General features: G+C 57.4%; 8 protein-coding genes, 3 tRNA genes and 3 rRNA genes. 7 read left to right on the top strand and 7 right to left on the bottom strand.

Features of this window, described 5'->3' with window-relative positions:
* Positions 1–67: 67 nt before the first annotated feature.
* The 6 genes from rrf to ACGHP5_RS04345 all read right to left on the bottom strand — a co-directional run bounded on the left by rrf (position 68) and on the right by ACGHP5_RS04345 (position 7,625).
* Positions 68–181, bottom strand: a 5S ribosomal RNA gene (gene rrf, locus ACGHP5_RS04320).
* A gap of 112 nt (positions 182–293) precedes the next feature.
* Positions 294–3,166 (bottom strand): 23S ribosomal RNA (locus ACGHP5_RS04325).
* A 92-nt stretch (positions 3,167–3,258) separates the two neighbouring features.
* Positions 3,259–3,332: transfer RNA gene (locus tag ACGHP5_RS04330), tRNA-Ala, on the bottom strand.
* A gap of 16 nt (positions 3,333–3,348) precedes the next feature.
* Positions 3,349–3,422: transfer RNA gene (locus tag ACGHP5_RS04335), tRNA-Ile, on the bottom strand.
* Positions 3,423–3,525: 103 nt separating this feature from the next.
* A 16S ribosomal RNA gene (locus ACGHP5_RS04340) occupies positions 3,526–5,047 on the bottom strand.
* The 16S, 23S and 5S rRNA genes sit together here with 2 tRNA genes alongside, the layout of an rRNA operon.
* A 550-nt stretch (positions 5,048–5,597) precedes the next feature.
* Positions 5,598–7,625: a S8 family serine peptidase gene (locus ACGHP5_RS04345; RefSeq protein ID WP_390568122.1), complete on the bottom strand. Its 2,028-nt coding sequence runs from the start codon at positions 7,623–7,625 to the stop codon at positions 5,598–5,600.
* Positions 7,626–7,753: 128 nt separating this feature from the next.
* On the opposite strand from ACGHP5_RS04345, the gene ACGHP5_RS04350 reads away from it, so the two are divergent.
* Together ACGHP5_RS04350 and ACGHP5_RS04355 are read left to right on the top strand one after the other, a co-directional pair.
* Positions 7,754–8,368, top strand: a complete 615-nt coding sequence (locus ACGHP5_RS04350) for a signal peptidase II (protein WP_337657270.1) — start codon at positions 7,754–7,756, stop codon at positions 8,366–8,368.
* Positions 8,369–8,437: 69 nt separating this feature from the next.
* Positions 8,438–8,519, top strand: a tRNA-Leu gene (locus ACGHP5_RS04355).
* Positions 8,520–8,580: 61 nt separating this feature from the next.
* On the opposite strand, the gene ACGHP5_RS04360 is transcribed toward ACGHP5_RS04355, so the two are convergent.
* Positions 8,581–10,626, bottom strand: coding sequence for a polysaccharide lyase family 8 super-sandwich domain-containing protein (locus ACGHP5_RS04360; RefSeq protein WP_337757253.1), 2,046 nt, complete (start codon positions 10,624–10,626; stop codon positions 8,581–8,583).
* Positions 10,627–10,856: 230 nt separating this feature from the next.
* Here ACGHP5_RS04360 and ACGHP5_RS04365 point away from each other — a divergent pair, with 230 nt between their 5' ends.
* The 5 genes from ACGHP5_RS04365 to ACGHP5_RS04385 are packed head-to-tail and all read left to right on the top strand — an operon-like array spanning position 10,857 to position 19,719.
* A complete protein-coding gene (locus ACGHP5_RS04365; protein WP_390568123.1) occupies positions 10,857–12,062 on the top strand; it encodes a glycoside hydrolase family 88 protein in 1,206 nt (401 codons plus the stop codon).
* 14 nt (positions 12,063–12,076) lie between these two features.
* Positions 12,077–15,352 carry a SusC/RagA family TonB-linked outer membrane protein gene (locus ACGHP5_RS04370; protein ID WP_390568124.1) on the top strand — a complete coding sequence of 1,092 codons (3,276 nt, stop codon included), beginning with the start codon at positions 12,077–12,079 and terminating at the stop codon, positions 15,350–15,352.
* Between the two features lie 5 nt (positions 15,353–15,357).
* The gene (locus ACGHP5_RS04375; protein ID WP_290533775.1) at positions 15,358–17,181 is read left to right on the top strand and encodes a RagB/SusD family nutrient uptake outer membrane protein; all 1,824 of its coding nucleotides are present in this window, start codon (positions 15,358–15,360) and stop codon (positions 17,179–17,181) included.
* A gap of 27 nt (positions 17,182–17,208) precedes the next feature.
* Positions 17,209–17,676: a hypothetical protein gene (locus tag ACGHP5_RS04380; protein ID WP_321590103.1), complete on the top strand. Its 468-nt coding sequence runs from the start codon at positions 17,209–17,211 to the stop codon at positions 17,674–17,676.
* A gap of 21 nt (positions 17,677–17,697) precedes the next feature.
* Entirely contained in the window at positions 17,698–19,719 is a 2,022-nt protein-coding gene (locus ACGHP5_RS04385; RefSeq protein WP_290533773.1) for a hypothetical protein, read from the top strand.
* Positions 19,720–19,734 lie beyond the last annotated feature (15 nt).

Genomic DNA, 19,734 nt, shown 5'->3' on the forward strand with positions numbered 1-19,734 from the left:
TGAAACCTTCGACGTATCTACGCAACCCAAAAAAAGAAAGCCGGACCCTGTATCAGGATCCGGCTTGAAGAGGCGGCTACCTACTCTCCCACGGGAAAACCGCAGTACCATCGGCGTAAGTGAGCTTAACTTCTCTGTTCGGAATGGGAAGAGGTGGAACCTCACTGCTATAACCACCTAAAAGAACCTATGCTTCAGTTTATCGAAGCCGTGCGAGTGATGCCTTTAGATCATCACAATCCGTCGCACCCGGTAAGAGTTGACATATTAGGGAAATGAGATAAAGAATTGCTGTAAAAAAGCCGTTCGGGTAATTAGTACTGCTCGGCTTTGACATTACTGTCTTTACACCTGCAGCCTATCAACGTAGTAGTCTCCTACGCCCCTCAAGGGAAAACTTATCTTGGGGATGGCTTCGCGCTTAGATGCTTTCAGCGCTTATCCAAACCGAACGCGGCTACTCGGCGGTACACTTGGCAGCATAACCGATACACCGGAGGTTCGTCCAACTCGGTCCTCTCGTACTAAAGTCAGGACCCCTCAATTTTCCTACGCCCGCAACAGATAGAGACCGAACTGTCTCACGACGTTCTGAACCCAGCTCGCGTGCCACTTTAATCGGCGAACAGCCGAACCCTTGGGACCTTCTCCAGCCCCAGGATGTGACGAGCCGACATCGAGGTGCCAAACCGCCGCGTCGATATGAGCTCTTGGCGGCGATCAGCCTGTTATCCCCGGAGTACCTTTTATCCTTTGAGCGATGGCCAGTCCACACAGAACCACCGGATCACTATACCCTGCTTTCGCACCTGGTCGACTTGTAAGTCTCACAGTCAAGCACCCTTATGCTATTGCACTCTACGCACGGTTACCATTCGTGCTGAGGGTACCTTGGGAAGCCTCCGTTACGCTTTTGGAGGCGACCACCCCAGTCAAACTACCCACCAAACGGTGTCCCCTCTCGAGGGTTAGAATCCAAGTACACAAAGGGCCGTATTTCAACGTTGACTCCACGAATACTGGCGTACCCGCTTCACTGTCTCCGGCCTATCCTACACATTGTGTACCCAAATTCAGCGTTAAGCTATAGTAAAGGTTCACGGGGTCTTTTCGTCCCGTTGCGGGTACCCGGCATCATCACCGGGACTACAATTTCACCGAGCTCACGGTTGAGACAGTGTCCAGATCGTTACACCATTCGTGCAGGTCGGAACTTACCCGACAAGGAATTTCGCTACCTTAGGACCGTTATAGTTACGGCCGCCGTTTACTGGGGCTTCGATTCAATGCTTCTCTTGCGATGACATCCCCTCTTAACCTTCCAGCACCGGGCAGGTGTCAGGCCCTATACGTCTTCTTTCGAATTTGCAGAGCCCTGTGTTTTTGATAAACAGTCGCCTGGACCTCTTCGCTGCGCCCACCTCGCGGTGGGACCCCTTTTCCCGAAGTTACGGGGTTAATTTGCCTAGTTCCTTAACCGTGATTCACTCGAGCACCTTAGGATACTCTCCTCGACCACCTGTGTCGGTTTACGGTACGGGTAACATATACTATAACTTAGAAGATTTTCTCGGAAGTCGACTTGGGTGAACTATCGGATTGGCCGTAGCCGCTCCGTACTGTCGGGGTTCAGCAAGGACTAACTCTTAATCTGTCCCTATACCTACGCCCTTTAACCACCTATTCCGTCAGGCGGCGTCACTTACGTTCCTTCGTCTCTCCATCGAGGTATATGTTAGTATCGGAATATTAACCGATTGTCCATCGAGATCACCGTTCGGCTTACCCTTAGGACCCGACTAACCCTGATCCGATTAGCGTTGATCAGGAAACCTTGGTCTTGCGGTGTGCGGGTTACTCTCCCGCATTATCGTTACTCATGCCTACATTTGCTTTTCCATAAACTCCACCTATCCTCGCGGAATGGCTTCGACGTCAATGGAATGCTCCCCTACCGCACTTTCGTGCCCAGAACTTCGGTGGTATACTTGATGCCCGTTTATTATCCACGCTTTGCCGCTCGACTAGTGAGCTGTTACGCACTCTTTGAATGAATAGCTGCTTCCAAGCTAACATCCTAGCTGTCTCTGCAGCAAAACATCGTTAGATCAACTTAGTATACTCTTCGGGACCTTAGTTGCTGGTCTGTGTTGTTCCACTCTCGTAACCGGACATTAGCACCCGGTCGCTCACTGCTGTAAATCATACTACTGGCATTCGGAGTTTGTCAGGATTTGGTAGGCGGTGAAGCCCCCGCATCCAATCAGTAGCTCTACCTCCAGTAGACTCTCAATTACAACGCTGCCCCTAAAGGCATTTCGGGGAGTACGAGCTATTTCCCAGCTTGATTAGCCTTTCACCCCTACCCTCAAGTCATCGAGAAGCTTTTCAACGCTTATTCGTTCGGTCCTCCAGTTGGTTTTACCCAACCTTCAACCTGCTCAAGGGTAGATCGCAAGGTTTCGCGTCTACAACCACTGACTAGCCGCCCTGTTCAGACTCGCTTTCGCTTCGGCTCCGTGCATCCGTGCACTTAACCTCGCCAGTGATTAGTAACTCGTAGGCTCATTATTCAATAGGCACGCCGTCACAGCACGAAGCTGCTCCGACCGGTTGTAAGCGTATGGTTTCAGGTTCTATTTCACTCCCCTGTTCGGGGTTCTTTTCACCTTTCCCTCACGGTACTGGTTCACTATCGGTCTCTTGGGAGTATTTAGCCTTACCGGGTGGTCCCGGCGGATTCAGACAGGATTCCTCGTGTCCCGCCCTACTCAGGATACTGCTATCTTATGACGAACTTACCTGTACGGGTCTTTCACCCTCTATGGACGAACTTTCCAGATCGTTCCAGTTCGTTGTCTGTCGAATGTTGCAGTCCTACAACCCCGGCATTGCCGTAACAATACCGGTTTAGGCTGTTTCCATTTCGCTCGCCGCTACTCTGGAAATCGATGTTTCTTTCTTTTCCTCCTCCTACTAAGATGTTTCAGTTCAGAGGGTTGGCCCATCTTTCGATGTGTCAGGTCTTCTACCTGACGGGTTGTCCCATTCAGAAATCTCCGGATCAAATCTTGTTTGCAAATCCCCGGAGCTTTTCGCAGCTTACCACGTCTTTCTTCGCCTCCAAGAGCCTAGGCATTCCCCATACGCCCTTATTTACTTTCTTACAACTTCCATCACACCCTATTGAGCTGTGTGACGGAACTCTATCTCATCTCCTTAATCATGTCAATGAACGTCGAATCTCTCGATTCCGAGTGGAGGATAAGGGAGTCGAACCCTTGACCCCCTGCTTGCAAAGCAGGTGCTCTAGCCAACTGAGCTAATCCCCCGAGTGTAGCATCGGTGTAGTCCCGTGCGGACTTGAACCGCAGACCCCTACATTATCAGTGTAGTGCTCTAACCAACTGAGCTACGGGACTGTATCCGCGGGAAAACCCCACTCGAGTATAACGTTAAAAATTACTGATTATTTCGAGAGAAAATCGCAGACCTATCTGTCGACGAAATAGTCACACTCTCCAGAAAGGAGGTGTTCCAGCCGCACCTTCCGGTACGGCTACCTTGTTACGACTTAGCCCCAGTCACCGGTTTTGCCCTAGGTCGCTCCTTGCGGTCACGAACTTCAGGCACCCCCAGCTTCCATGGCTTGACGGGCGGTGTGTACAAGGCCCGGGAACGTATTCACCGCGCCATGGCTGATGCGCGATTACTAGCGAATCCAACTTCACGGAGGCGGGTTTCAGCCTCCGATCCGAACTGAGATAGGCTTTCGAGATTCGCATCCCATCACTGGGTAGCTGCCCTCTGTACCTACCATTGTAACACGTGTGTAGCCCCGGACGTAAGGGCCGTGCTGATTTGACGTCATCCCCACCTTCCTCTCGGCTTACACCGGCAGTCCCGCCAGAGTGCCCAGCTTGACCTGATGGCAACTAACGGTAGGGGTTGCGCTCGTTATGGGACTTAACCCGACACCTCACGGCACGAGCTGACGACAACCATGCAGCACCTAGTTTCCTGCCCCGAAGGGAAATCCTGTTTCCAGAATCGTCAGTAACTTTCAAGCCCGGGTAAGGTTCCTCGCGTATCATCGAATTAAACCACATGTTCCTCCGCTTGTGCGGGCCCCCGTCAATTCCTTTGAGTTTCATTCTTGCGAACGTACTCCCCAGGTGGATAACTTATCGCTTTCGCTTAGCCGCCGACTGTGTATCGCCGACAGCGAGTTATCATCGTTTACTGCGTGGACTACCAGGGTATCTAATCCTGTTTGCTCCCCACGCTTTCGTGCCTCAACGTCAGATATAGTTTGGTAAGCTGCCTTCGCAATCGGTGTTCTGTATGATCTCTAAGCATTTCACCGCTACACCATACATTCCGCCTACCGCAACTACTCTCTAGTTCAACAGTATTAGAGGCAGTTCCGGTGTTAAGCACCGGTATTTCACCTCTAACTTATCAAACCGCCTACGCACCCTTTAAACCCAATAAATCCGGATAACGCTTGGATCCTCCGTATTACCGCGGCTGCTGGCACGGAGTTAGCCGATCCTTATTCGTACGATACTTTCAGGCTCCTACACGTAGAAGCGTTTACCCTCGTACAAAAGCAGTTTACAACTCATAGAGCCGTCTTCCTGCACGCGGCATGGCTGGTTCAGACTTGCGTCCATTGACCAATATTCCTCACTGCTGCCTCCCGTAGGAGTTTGGTCCGTGTCTCAGTACCAATGTGGGGGGTTAACCTCTCAGTCCCCCTATGTATCGTTGCCTTGGTGAGCCGTTACCTCACCAACCAGCTAATACAACGCATGCCCATCCATAACCACCGGAGTTTTCAACCAAAACCGATGCCGGTTCTGATGTTATGGGGTATTAGTACCAATTTCTCAGTGTTATCCCCCTGTTATGGGTAGGTTGCATACGCGTTACGCACCCGTGCGCCGGTCGCCACCCGGTATTGCTACCTGTGATGCCCCTCGACTTGCATGTGTTAGGCCTGCCGCTAGCGTTCATCCTGAGCCAGGATCAAACTCTCCATTGTATAAAAATAATGTATTGTTAGAGTCCTGACTATTCGTTTATCCTTTAAAAGGAAATTGACAGATAAATACTACAATTTTTCTCTCAAAATATAATCAGTAATTCAAAGAACCAGTTTAAAAAAGCTTCGCATTTTGGTTGCGAAAGAGATTGCAAAGATAAGTGTTATTTTTCAATCCGCCAAATCTTTTTTAAAGATTTTTTCCGCAGTCTCTTGCGAGACATCTGCGAAAGGGACTGCAAAGATAAGTAATCTTTTGCGAACCTCCAAAAACTTTTTCAAGAACTTTGCATCTTATTGAAATTCAGACTACAAACCCGCCTCAAGCTCCTTTATTGTAAACCCTCGACTTATTTGTAAGAACCGGTATTTCTCAAACGCGGATGCAAAGGTAGCGACTTTTTTCGAACCTGCAAATATTTGCGCATCTTTTTTTGAAAAAACCTCCATTTTCTTAAAAAACACCTCCCTTACCTATATATTAATAAAGAGAGCCAAAAACGACGGCTCCTTTTCAGGAGCCGTCGCAAAGCGATCGGCTGAAAACCAATCAGAGCCAGCCCCCATTCGCCGCGAGTCCGGACCGTGAGACGATGGCGAATTCACGCGAAATCTCCATATCGCCGGCCTCGGCCTTGACGGTAAATATCGTTACGCCGGCTTTCGGGCAGTTGAGCGTCAGCTTCGTTCCGCTGAATGCGGGAAGCGAAGTAAGTCCGACTTTCGCAAAATCTTCCGACAAAACCGATTTCAGTACGACCTTACTGTTCGCACCGCCGAAATAGCTTGCGAAGTCTACGACAGTCGCCTCGCCCGTCTTCACGTAGATCGCAGGGGTCCCCTTGATAGCCAACAAAAGTTTCAGCGCATCGATACATCCGCCGCCCATCTTGTTCTCATAGTTGGACATGGCGAGTGTAATCTTCTCGTTGTCATAGCCGTAAGAAATCTTCGTCCCGCCGAAATACCGATCGATGCCATACACCGAACTCAACAGCAGCGACGTATACTCGGCAGCCGTGAATTTCCGGCCCAACTGCGCAGCATAGGAGAGGCCCAGCGCCGCGACGCCCGATACGTGCGGGCACGCCATCGAAGTCCCCTGCATAAAGCCGTAACCATAGGAACCGCTCGATTTGCGGCCATCCTCATAATTTATTGCGTCATCACACAAAATCGTACTGAAAACACCTCCGTTGTAATAATCGACCGACTGGTCGCCGCCCGGAGCGGTGATATCCACCCACGAACCGTAACAGGTATAATAAGCGGGCTGAAACCCCCAGTCCATCGCCCCCACGGCGATCACCGGAGCATAAGCGGGCGGATACATTTTGGCATCCTGCCATAGATCGCCGTCATTGCCTGCGGCAAAGATCACCAGACCGCCCTGAATCGGAGAATCCGGATTCTCCGTCCCGGCATACTGAATAAAGGTATTCATCGCATCCTTCAGCGCATCGACATTGGAATAACCGTAATTCCACTCCTTCTCGTTATCATCCGGCGTAGTATCCTCACTGACGGTCCATCCCCAACTGTTCTGGGCGATGACGGCACCGTTTTTCAGCGCATACTCAAACGCCTTGGAGTCGGCATAGTAGTAATCGATATTGTTTTCGCCATAGCCCAGAATCTGGCACGACATGAGTTTCACGCCATTGCCGCCGTCACCTCCGGCGATGCCTCCGATACCCACGCCATTGTTGTTCACGGCCGCGATCACACCTGCCACGTGCGAACCGTGGTCGGCATATACCATGCCGTAATCGGGATCGTTGTAAGAGGATTTCCAGTCGAGCGTCGCCGATTGGTTGTAAAAATTGTAGCCGTGTTCCGACGTGGTGCCGGGTTTGGTCCAGATGTTGGCCTTCAGGTCGGGATGCTCGGTGTAGATCGGTTCGTCGATCACCGCAACAATGATGTCCGAACTGCCCGTACAAAGACTCCAGGCATCGGTCAGATTGATATCCGCACCGGTTTTGGATTTGTTGCCGGTTCCGGGGTTATCGTAATGCCACTGTTTATTCAGGAAAGGATCGTTCATGGCCATAACGGCCCGGGTAGAAACATTGGCTTTCGAATCGTTTTCGACAAAGTACGGCTTCACCGTCCCCTCTTTCATCACACGACGGTACTTGGGATCGATCGGGTATTGCACGACAGCAATCCCAGGCCTTTCCGCAAGCAACTTGCCGACTTCGGCGACATCCGTATGCTCGTCGAAATAAACCGTATACCACCGGTTGATCCCCGTAACCGAATAGCGATCCTCCCATGCAGGATCGTAAGCCCAAAGGCGTTCGAAGCGCGTAACGCCGATCCGTTCCAGCGCAGCGTCAATATCCTCTATTCCCGAGCGGGCGGCGACAGTCTCCCCGGAGCGGGTTTGCTGTGCCACGACTGCGGCAGCAGCTTGAGGCGTTAACTTCACGGCAACCGTGCCTTTGGCTGCCTTCGACAGCGATCCGGAGAAAACCGCCCCGGATTGGGTTCCGCCATCGGATGCTACTCCGGTCTGGTCTTTGGTACATGAAAACAACGCCAACAGGCCACAAACGAGCAAAATTCGTTTCATAATCTCTGTATTAAGTTTTCAAAGTTAGATTTTTTTCATAACTTATCCATTCGGAGCGGACTATTTTATAGCTCATCCGTCCCGAAACGGGATTTTTTATTAATTTTGTCCACAGAAAATACCGTGAAATGAATTTCAAGAAAATATCGCTGCTCATCGTGCTGCTGCTCATCGCAGATCAGGCGCTCAAAATCTGGATCAAAACCCACATGCACCTCGACGAGTCGATCATCGTCTTCCCCGACTGGTTCCAGCTGCGGTTCATCGAGAACAACGGCGCGGCCTTCGGCATGCACATCGCCTCGCGCGGAGGCTTCGACTGGGGCAAACTGCTGCTGGGCATCTTCCGGATCGTCATGGTCGGATTCATCGGCTGGCTGATGCACCACCTCTGCACCAAACGCAAAGACACGCCCAAGGGAGTGATCGTCGGTCTCGCGCTGATCTTCGCCGGCGCCATGGGCAACATCCTCGACAGCGCATTCTACGGGTTGATCTTCTCCGAATCGACGCCCTACACGGTGGCGCACTTCGGGGGACACTACGCCGGGTTTATGATGGGCAAGGTGGTCGACATGTTCTACTTCCCGCTGTTCCAATGGAACGGCATACCCCGCCTGCTGCGGTTCCTGGTCGACAGCAACAACTATTTCTTCGGCGCGATCTTCAACCTGGCCGATGCTTACATCTCGGTGGCAGTCGTCTATCTGCTTCTGTTTCAGTATAAGTTCTTCAGCAAGTAGATTTTTTTCGAAAAAAGAGTTGGTGTTTCAGAAAAAAGTATTACTTTTGCACACCGCAATTCCAGAAATGCCCAGGTGGCGGAATAGGTAGACGCGCACGTTTCAGGTGCGTGTGCCGCAAGGCGTGCAGGTTCGATTCCTGTCCTGGGCACTGGTAATCCCCGTAATCAGACGATTACGGGGATTTTTGTTTTCCGTCGACGGCATGACGATCAGTCCGCGGAATTGCTCACGGGCGGAAGGCTGCGGACCTCGGTCCGGCCGCCGCGGAAGAGGTATATCGCCGGTTCCGGCGCTGTGATCGTCCATCCGCCCAAACGGTACTCCCCGGCCCGGTGAACCACGGCGCAGCGTATTTTCCCGTATTCGACGGCCTGACATCCGGCATCGTTCCGGAGGATTCGCACGGCCGGATTCCGCGCGAACCGTTCGGTCCGTTTCGCGTCGCGGCACGGCAGAAAAGCGTAGGCATAGCCACCCGTCCGGGCCGGATCGTGCCCGAACCAGCATTTGAAAACCGGTCCCCGCTGGGTTTTGTCCCTGTAAAAAGGGTCTATCAGGTCCCATTTCCCCTCCTGAACCTCCGTGCTGACCGCAATCGGAGCGCCGTCCAGCGACACATACCCCCGGCCGTCGTGATGCACCCACGGCAGGCCGCCGGAAGCCTCGGCCGCCCCGCCCCGGGTTACCGGACCCGCAAGGTGCGTCTGATCCAGAGCCGTGGCGATCCGGAAAATCCGGGCGTCGGAACTGCGGATGTCCGCGCCCAGCGCCACGACGAGGTCCCCGAAAAAGAATGCCGACTTGAGGGCGTGAAGCCCGTCGCGCTCGATCTCCATCGTCGTACACAGCACATCGCCCGAAGCGAGGCCGCCCACATGTCCGGAACGGTTTTTCCTGGCCGCGGCGGAGTCGTCGCTCTTCAGAGGCGCACCGTCGTCGTAAGCCGTCGTCCCGGGAATCATCCGCCAGTCCCAATGGGCGAAGATGTTGTCGTACTCCCGCCCGTGCTGCATGAACAGCAGCGCCCCGTCGGCCGAGAAGTTGGCAAGGGTGTTCTCCCGGTTCGTGAACTCGAAGCCGATCGTACGGTCGGAGTGCATGCGGATCGACGCATACCATGTCCCGGTGCGGTAGATGCCGCAGTCCGAACGGTCGTAGTAACGCGGTCCGCGCAATCCGTCCGACCGGTTGTCCGGCGTCAGGATACCTTCGGCAAACCGCTTGAAAACCCGATGTCCCGGTCTTTTCAGCGCCGCGATGTTCTCCGCAGCGACGGCTGCCGACAAGGCTTTTCCCGGACCGCTGTCGATAAACACCTGCCGGCCGCAGAAACTCGGGTCCATCACACCCCGCCAGATGCTCCGGCAAATACCCTCCCGCATCAGGTTCTCGATGACGGCGCACTGCTCGTCCGAAAACATATAAGGCGTTCCGTCGAGAACCCGGAGCCAGAACGAGATGCCCTCGGCATAGGCCAGTCCGTAGTTCCCGAACTGAATCTGGGGCCCATGCTGATGAAACGACCAGTCGGCCTGAATGCCCTCGCCGTCGGTGACGACGATCTCCCCGGCGATCTGATCCCGGGCCTCGGCGACGAGTGCCTCGTCGTCCGTCAGCAGCCCGCGCATCAGGTTGTTCCCGGCCAGCCATACCTTGTTCTGCCCCGTGCGGCCGAAGCGCGAACGCTCGATGATCCGCAGCCCTTGCTCCAGTTCCGGAGCAGAAAGTTCGCCGCGGATCATCAGCAGAATCGCGGCGAGTTTCTTGGGAACCCCGATCTCCCCGTGCCACCAGTTCAGCGACGACGGCTTCTTCGCATACCAGTAGGCAAGCCCCTCGTGCAGCAGGCCGCCGATACGCCCGTCGCCATGCCACGCCGACGCAGGGTCGGCATAGAGTTTCGCCAGGGCGTACATCCGTGTCAGGTGCAGCGACGGCTGCCACCGCCCCCTCGTCCGGTCGTCGTAGTCGATATCGGTCCAGAATCCGCCCGCGTCGAACAGTCCCAGCAGACGCCGGACCTCGGCATCCGGAAGGTGGACCGACGTGTAAAGCTGGAGCAGCAGCACGTCGTTCGCCCTCCCGTAATCGGAATAGCGGACAAAACGTTCGGTCGTCTCCCCGTCCGGGGCATAGGACATCACCGACACGTCGACAAAGGCTTGCCTCACACGGTCGAGCGGACCGGCCGGAAAAGCGCGGAGCGTCGTCAAAAAAAGCAGAGCGGCCAGGAGGGCCGTACGTAAACCATTCATAACAGTTATCAGGATACTCGTGAAACGCCTCCGTTCCGAAGGCCGGAAACCGACCCGGAAAGCGGCATGACAAATATAAATCATTTTAGACCAAATATCCCCGCCGACAGCCCGGAAAAGCGACTTTGACCGGATTCTGCTCCCCTTTGACCGGATCGAATCCTTCCCGGAAGAATACAAAATCTAATTTTGAGTGACGGAAAAACCAACCGAAAAAACTACTGTCTGACATGAGAACCCGAACCTACCGCACAGCATTGCTGTCGACCCTCCTCCTCACGGGATGCACGCCCCGGGAGACAATGCCGGAACTGACCGACCGCGTATTCGCCGCAGCCGCGGCCCAGTACGAACAGCTCGAAGGCCGGCTGACCGACGAGACGCTCCCGAGATCGGCGGCCTCCGACGGAAAATTCATCTCTTCCGACATCCGCTGGTGGTGCAGCGGATTCTATCCCGGCTCGCTCTGGTATATATATGAGTATACCGGCGACAAGACATTCCGCGAACTGGCCGAAAAAAACACCTTCAAGCTCTACCCCCTCAAACTGAAGGGCACGGACCACGATCTGGGATTCCAGATGAACTGCAGTTTCGGCAACGCCTACCGGATCACCGGCGAGCAGAAATACCTCGAACCCATCCACACCTCGGCGCGGGTACTCGCCGGGAGGTTCTCGCCCGTGACGGGCGTCATCCGCAGCTGGGACTTCGTGCGCAAGGGCCGCGACTGGAAATACCCGGTGATCATCGACAACATGATGAACCTCGAACACCTCTACAACGCGGGCCTGCTCTTCGGGGACGACACCCTGAAGACCGTCGCCGTGACGCACGCCAACACGACCCTCTGCAACCATTTCCGGCCCGACTTCACGAGCTATCACCTGGTGGACTACGATCCCGCGGACGGCCGTGTCCGCCGGAAGGAGACCGTGCAGGGCTTCGGCGACGAATCCGCCTGGGCGCGGGGACAGGCCTGGGCGCTCTACGGCTACACGATGATGTTCCGCTTGAGCGGCTACGAATGCTACCTCAACCAGGCCGAGAACATTGCCGGCATGCTGCTGGAGCGGCTTCCCGACGACGGCATCCCCTACTGGGACTTCGACTCCGACCGCATTCCCGACGACCTGCGCGACGCTTCGGCCGCGGCGATCATGGCCTCGGCGTTCGTCGACTTGAGTTCGCTGACCAACAAGCCCGAAGAAAAGGGCAGATACCTGAAAATGGCCGAAAAGCAGCTGCGCACCCTCGCCTCCGACGCCTACCTCGCCCGCCCCGGGGAGAACGGGAACTTCCTGCTCATGCACAGCGTGGGGTCGCGCCCGGACAACCTCGAAATCGACGTACCGCTGACCTACGCGGACTACTATTTCCTGGAAGCCCTGCTGAAATACAGCCGTACAACCCAAACAAAACCTAATAACAACTAACACCGTGTGTAATTATGAAACAAAAACTGACCAAACTACTTTGTTCGGTGTTTCTCGTTGCCTTTGCGATCCCTGCGATCGCCCAGTCGTCCGGAGGCAGCAGCACCCGCACCATTACGGGAAAGGTGACCGACAGTGAGGGGGCGCCGATCGTCGGCGCGGTCGTCATGGCCTCCCAGCGCGAAGCCACGACGACCAATTCCGAAGGCAGGTACACGCTGGCCGTCCAAAGCCCCGACGCGGTTCTCCGGTTCTCCTGCATGGGCTACCGGCCCCGTTCGGAAAACACGGCGGGCCGCACCGTCGTCGACGTCTCGCTGGAGACGGACAACCAACTGCTCGAAGACGTCGTGGTGGTAGGCTACGGCGTCCAGAAGAAGGTCAACCTGACGGGCGCCGTCGCGTCGATCGACTTCTCGAAGACCAGCGAGAGCCGCTCCATCATCAGCACCTCGGCAGCGCTGGCGGGCCTGGCGGCCGGTATGAACGTCACGCAAAGTTCCGGCCAGCCCGGTTCGGACAACGCGACGATCCGTATCCGCGGCGACGGCTCGTTCACCTCCGGCGCCAACGGCCCGCTGGTGCTCGTTGACGGCGTGGAATGGAGCATGGACAACGTGAACCCGAACGACATCGCATCGATCTCGGTGCTCAAGGACGCCGCCTCGGCCTCGATCTACGGAACGCGCGCCGCCAACGGCGTCATCCTCATCACCACGAAAAACGGTTCGGCCGGGAAGGCCCAGATCAGCTACTCCTACAAGGGCATCCTGCAAATGCCCTACAACGACCTGCACTTCGTTTCGGACTACGCCCGGCACATGGAGCTTATCAACGAGTCGTGCGACAACATCGGGACCTCGCGCATCTTCTCCCAGTCGAACATCGACCTCTGGCGGGAGAAGTCGTCCGATCCCTACGGGGTCGGCGAAAACGGCGTCCCGAACTTCGCGCTCTACCCCAACACCGACTGGTTCGACGAGATTTTCGAGAACGGCTACTCCCAGGAGCACAACCTCTCGATCTCGGGCGGGTCGGAGAAGATCCGCTACCTGCTCTCGCTGGGTTACCTCGACAACCAGGGCGTCATGGGACGGTTCGGCATCGACTCCTCGACCCAGAAGGTAAACTTCCGCACCAACCTCGAAGCGGACGTCACGAAGTGGTTCACGGCGGGCGTCCGGCTGTTCGGACAGCGCCAGGAATACGGTTTGGCTAACATTTCCAACGCCTTCAACGCCCTTTACCAGACCACCCCGGGCGTCTATCCCGGCTCCGTCAACGCCTGGGGCCGTCCCGCCCTGGCCGCCGAGGAGTCCTCGAACGCCAACAACATCTTCGGAATGATGTACGGCTCGGGCGGCTACAACAACTCCACCCGCGTCAACGGCTCGGTCTACGCTACGATCCGCCCGTACAGAGGCGTGAGCGTCGAGGCCACGGTGAACTACTCCCCGACCTTCGGCGAGCGGCACTCCTACGGCCGCGAAAACGGCTACTGGGACTACACCACCGACACGCGCTATTCCAGTTCCGACCTCTCGAACGCCGGGGTTTCGAACACCACCTCGCGGAACTACTACCTCTCCTCGGAAATCCTCGCCCGCTACACGGCTACCGTCGGCGACCACGACTTCGGCGTGCTGTTCGGCTATTCGGCCATGGAATACCGGACCTGGGGCTGGGGCGTGAGCAAGCAGGGGGCCACGGACTGGACGCTGAACGACCTGGGGACCTACGAAACGCTTTCGGGATCGTCGAGCACGGCCAAAAACGGCTGGGGGCTGCGCTCCTATTTCGGACGTATCAACTACGCCTACAAAAACCGCTACCTGCTCGAAGCGAATCTCCGCGCCGACGGCTCCTCGCGCTTCGGCAGCAACAACCGCTACGGTATCTTCCCCTCGTTCTCGGCCGGATGGAAAATCCACGAGGAGCGCTTCATGGAAGGGACCGAAGACTGGCTCTCGAACCTCAAGCTGCGCGCCTCGTGGGGCAAGGCCGGTAACAACCAGGGCATCGGCAACTATGCCTGGCAGGCGGTTTACGCCACGCAGAACGTCGTGGTGGACGGGTCCGGCTCGAAAGGACTCTACATCTCCTCGCTGAGCAACGCCGACCTCAAGTGGGAAACCACCGCCACGACCGACATCGGTCTCGACATGGGCTTCTTCGACAACCGGCTCACGGCGGAGGTCGACTACTACCGCAAGAACACCACGGACATTCTCTACACCCCGACGATCTACATGACGATGGGCGAGGTGTCGGGCGTGCCCTCGAACCTGGGCAGCGTGGTGAACAAGGGTTTTGAGGTCTCGCTGAACTGGAAAAGCCGCATCGGCAAGGATTTCAGCTACTACGCCGGGGTGAATTTCTCGTACAACAAAAACCGGGTCACCAAGTTCAAGGGCGATCTGGTCAAGAGGTGGACCGACGGGGTCTACTCCAACAACCTCTCCGACGTCACGGCCGGCTACGGCAGCGGCAAGCTCTGCGAGGGGCACGCCCTGGGCGAGCACTACCTCCGAAGGCTCTACAAGGGCAACGGACGCGGTTACAGGGGCGGCGCCGTCGACGTCAACGCCGGACCGAAGGACGGCATGATCCGCACGCAGCAGGATTTCGAATGGGTGCAGGCCATGCTCGAAACGGGCTACACGTTCAACGGCGTGACGGCCCTCAGCAAGGACCAGCTCTGGTACGGCGACCTGATCTACTCCGACCGGAACGGCGACGGCAACTACGGCGACGACAACGACATGGACTTCAACGGCCGCACGAGCACGCCGTCGTACAACCTCGGCGTCAACCTCGGGTTCGCCTGGAAAGGACTCGACTTCAACATGACGTGGTCGGGTGCATTCGACTACTACATCATCTGGAACGCCCTCTACTACAACGGAACCCAGACCACGAACGGACACGGCATCAGCGAACGGGTGGCCGACAACCACTACTTCTTCGACGCGGAGAACCCCGCGGACGCGAGGACCAACCTCAAGGGAGCCTATCCGCGGCTGACCTTCGGCACACCCGGCGACAACCGCCAGGCCAGCGAGTTCTACGAGTACAAGGGCGACTACCTGAAACTGAAGAACGTCCAGATCGGCTACACGCTTCCCTCCCGGATCACGAAGAAGTTCTACGTCCAGCAGCTGCGGTTCTTCGTATCGGGAGAGAACCTGCTCACCATCACCGACTACCCGGGCCTCGATCCGGAGAAAGGCTCCGCCATCGGCTATCCCCTCATGCGTTCGGTCACATTCGGAGCACAGATAACATTCTAACGACTATGAAAAAGCTATATTATACGATCCTTGCCACCGCAGCGGCCCTGACGACCGCTTCATGCGTGGACCTGCTCAACACGGCCCCTGAAAACCAGATCGCCAGCGAGAACATGTGGACCACGCCCGAACTCGCCCTGAAGGGCATGAACGGACTCTACGAGACGTTCTACAACCGCAAACAGAGCAACGGCACGCAGGTCCGTTCGGAGAACCTCGACGGCCTCAACAAGTACGGCATCGAGGCCCTGGGATTCTGCACCGACTACTACGCCAACAACTACCCGATCTACCTGCTCTACAACCAGGCGAAGCGCGCCAACGACTGGCAGCTGGCACACGAATGGAGGTTCTGCTACACGATCGTGCACGCCGCCAACGACGCCGTCACGAACCTGCACAAGGCCGGGCTGGACGCCCAGACCTACGAGCGTTACCTCTGCGAGGCGCGGTTCCTCCGGGCCTGGGCCTACTCCCGGCTCAACAAGTTCTGGCAAGGCGTTCCGGTCTACCTCGAACCCATCTCTAACGAGCAGTGCACGCGGACGCAGGAGAGCGCCGACTACGTGTGGCGCGAAGTGGTGCTGCCCGACCTGAAATACTGCATCGACAACGCGGCGTTCCCCGACAACACCCTCGGGGAGAGCAATTTCGGCCGTCCGTCGAAAGGCGCCGCCTACGCCCTGCGGGGCATGGCCTACATGTGGCTCAAGGAGTGGCAGAACGCTGCCAACGACTTCGAGAAGGTCGGCCAGTGCGGCTACGGTCTCTGGCAGGGGGAGTACATCGACTTCTTCAGCCCCGACAACGAACGCGACAAAGAGATGATCTTCGCCATCCAGTACGACGAGGAGTCCGGCTACTGCGACAACATCCAGCAGGCCGTGGGCGCCCGCGACACCTACGGCGGCTGGGACGAGGTGAAACCGGCGTCGGATTTCGTCGACTACTACCAGAACGGCGACGGCACGGAGTTCAAATGGAGCCAGGTGACCGGGCTTGAGAACTGGGACCAGCTGACGCCCAAGCAGCGGGCCGTGTTCTTCTGCCGCGACGGACTGAAGAGCAACGCGAAACTGGCTTCGCAGAAAACCCAGGCGGTCGGCATCTGCGGACAGGACATCTTCGACCGCTACTACCTCGACAACGGCAACGAGGCCCGGATCAAGGCCGCCTACGACAACCGCGACCCGCGGCTCAAGCAGACGATCGTCACGCCTTACGAGCCGGTGGACTGTTTCTGCGCGGGACTCAACGGCGACGAGAACATGATCGGCAAGCAGCTCCGCTGGCCGCTCTACCTGCAGGGAACCAGCGGCGGCGACTTCTGGCTCGACAAACGCACCTCGGCCTACTACTGCTACCGCAAGTACGTGCGTTTCCTCAAGGGCGAACTGATCGACCGGCAGCGCTGCTACACGGACTTCCCGCTCATCCGCTACACCGACGTCATCCTGCAATGGGCCGAGGCGCTGATCGAGCTGAACGAGTTCACCCCGGCGAAGAACCTCATCGACCAGGTGCGCGCCCGCGCCCACATGCCGGGCATCACGATCGGCGACCTCGACGCCATGCGCGAGGCCGTACGCTACGAGCGCCGCGTGGAATTTCCGGTCGAGGCGGTGAACTTCTTCGACGAAGTGCGCTGGGGGACCTACAAGGAGACCAAGTTCCAGGGACAGGACGTCCACGGCGGCCAGTCCTGGTGGGGCGACAACACGGTCGAGTACGCCTGGTACTGGGACGACTGCCTCTGGCCGTGGTCCGTACCGCAGGGCGAGTACCAGCGGAACGCTTCGCTCACCACCCGTCCGGGCTGGGTCTATTGATTGTTAAACCTCAATCCGTTTACCGAAATGAAAAAGATTCTCATACTGTCGGCCGCACTCCTCACCGGCTTTTTCGCCCTCTCCTGCGGGGACTCCTCGTCGGAACCTGAAGACGACCCGAACATGCCCGCCGTGAAGATCGAGGCCGCGAATATCGCCGACAACAAGGCGACCGTCACCGCAGCGCTGGAAAAGGGCAACTTCTACGGGGCCAAGATCGTGACGGGCGTCCGCGTCTCCTCCCTCACGCTCGACTACACGCGGGAAATCCCCCTGATCAAGTACGTCGAGTCGAACGGCACGGCGGTCGAACTGCCCTTCACGACACAGCTCACCGACCTGATTTTCGAGCAGGACTACTTCTGCGCGGTCGTCGTCTACGACCGTACGGGCCGCGCCTGCCACTCCGCCTACCTCACCTTCACGGCCGAGGGCGACCCGGAGGGAATCAGCAACGACAATTCGGCCGGCGACCTCGAAGACAACCCGCAGTAAAACCCAAAACGAGCAAACGATATGAAAAAGCTACTTTATAGCGTCTCAACGGCCCTGCTTCTCCTCTCCTGCAGCACGGAAGACCCGTCGCTGGAGGCCGAACCGGGCAAGGGCGGAAACGTGATCACGTTCGTCGGCCGGACCTCGCCCGAGACCCGGACCGAGATCGGCGGGAAGGAAGGCAACTCCTATCCGGTCCTCTGGTCGCCCGGCGACCGGATCGGCATCATCTCTCCGGTCGAAACCCTTTTCCAGAACGCCAGCGCGACGCTGAACGCCAGCGACGCCGGCAAGAACAGCGGCATCTTCGTCCTCGAAACCGAAACCGTCGTGGAGAGCAGCATGGACCTGATCGTCTATTATCCGTACAGTTCCTACACGACCTACGGCGACGGCGCTCTCCGGTCGTCCGTCCCCATGGAGCAGCGGCAGGCGCGCCCGGGCGACTCCTCCCACACGGGGAAGTACACCCTGGCCTACGACAAGACCGTGATCGACCCCGCCGCCGCGGCCCCGGGCAAGTCCCCGTCGGTGTCGTTCTCGCTGCGGCACGCCGTGGCGTACGTCCGCCTCGTGATTTCAAGCACGGAATATGCCGGCTACAAACTCAACGGCGCATCGCTCTGGTGTGACGGCGAGGCCATCTCCGGCGACATCTCGGTCGACGTGGCCACGGGCGAAACCCGGACCGAGACCCCGCGCAACTACGCTACCGTCGTCGTGGAGGAGCCGCAGGCCCTCTCCTCGGCGCAGGAACTCTGGCTCGTGACGCTTCCCGTGAACCTGACCGGCAAGGAGGTTTACGTCTCCGTGGCCATGACCGACGGCACGAAAAACGTGACCATCCCCGTCAAGGTCGCCGTGAAGGAGCTGAAGGCCAACGCCGTCAACACGATCACCGTGGCGAACGTCTCCCTGGCGGACAACCGGTTCGCCTGGTATCAACCCGAAGAGACGCGCTATCTCGCCGAGGGCTGGGCTTACGGCGAGGCCAACACCTTCGTCACGAGCACCGACGGCGAGGAGATCACGGTCGACGTCAGGGCGCGCGGCTTCTTCAACGGCTGCGAGGAGCCGAAATACGCCAAAATCATCTTCGCCAACAACCTCTCGGGAACCAACTACACACTGGCGATCAACGGCAAGCGGAACAACCCCGACTCCCCGGCCGACTATGCCGAGGAGGTGGAGATCGGCAGCGACTACAAGCTGACGCTCAAGACCTCGAAGGGCAGCTATCTGGGCTGGTTCGGCAAGGTGGGCATCCTGAACGCCGAGAAGAAATTCATCTGGGCCTTCACCGTCTGGTATCTCCCGGGAGGCGTAGTGGGACACCCCTACAAGAGCGGCGTGGTCATGGACCGCTACATCGGCGACAGCTACGCCCCGAACTACAACAACTGGCACGGCGTGGGAGCCTACTTCCAGTGGGGGCGTCCGTTCAGCTTCTCCTGGGGTGCGATCACCTACACGGTCGCCTCGACCAACGCGACGGACCTCAAGGTTTCGGCGGCCAATCCGGGCGTCTTCTTCAAAACCGACGGCGCCTCGAAGCACAACGGCGACTGGTGGCTCGGCGACTGGACCGGCAAGCGCACCGACCGCAAGGACGACTTCTGGGGCAACCCGAACAGCACGGCGGAGGCCGGATCGCCCGCGAACGGCACCAAGTCGATCTTCGACCCCTGTCCCAAAGGCTGGATGGTGGCGTCCCCGGCAGTCTACAAGGAGGTGCTCGCCGGCAAGGACGACGCATTCGAAAAGAACGGCTCGGTACAGTCGATGATCTACAAATACGACGGCACGAACAAGGCTTACTGGCATTTCAGCGGCCTGAAATGGGCCTCGTCGGGCGGAAACCCGAACAACAACCAGAACGACATTCTGGGCGTCTGGTCCAATTCGTCCTACCACGGCTACGAAGCCTCGGACCACAACGTCTACCAGCTCTACTACCGCACGTCGCAGGGCACGTGGAACGACGGCGGCGGCCGTGCGGCCGGCATGTCGGTACGCTGCATGCAGGACACCGAAAACCGTTGACAACCGGAATCCGGA

It is taken from the genome of Alistipes sp. i18-0019-D1, assembly GCF_042852885.1.
Classification (GTDB): domain Bacteria; phylum Bacteroidota; class Bacteroidia; order Bacteroidales; family Rikenellaceae; genus Alistipes.

Coding starts and splice junctions, on each gene's coding strand:
- ACGHP5_RS04345 (WP_390568122.1), bottom strand. CDS start 7,625: ATGAAACGAATTTTGCTCGTTTGTGGCCTGTTGGCGTTGTTTTCATGT.
- ACGHP5_RS04350 (WP_337657270.1), top strand. CDS start 7,754: ATGAATTTCAAGAAAATATCGCTGCTCATCGTGCTGCTGCTCATCGCA.
- ACGHP5_RS04360 (WP_337757253.1), bottom strand. CDS start 10,626: ATGAATGGTTTACGTACGGCCCTCCTGGCCGCTCTGCTTTTTTTGACG.
- ACGHP5_RS04365 (WP_390568123.1), top strand. CDS start 10,857: ATGAGAACCCGAACCTACCGCACAGCATTGCTGTCGACCCTCCTCCTC.
- ACGHP5_RS04370 (WP_390568124.1), top strand. CDS start 12,077: ATGAAACAAAAACTGACCAAACTACTTTGTTCGGTGTTTCTCGTTGCC.
- ACGHP5_RS04375 (WP_290533775.1), top strand. CDS start 15,358: ATGAAAAAGCTATATTATACGATCCTTGCCACCGCAGCGGCCCTGACG.
- ACGHP5_RS04380 (WP_321590103.1), top strand. CDS start 17,209: ATGAAAAAGATTCTCATACTGTCGGCCGCACTCCTCACCGGCTTTTTC.
- ACGHP5_RS04385 (WP_290533773.1), top strand. CDS start 17,698: ATGAAAAAGCTACTTTATAGCGTCTCAACGGCCCTGCTTCTCCTCTCC.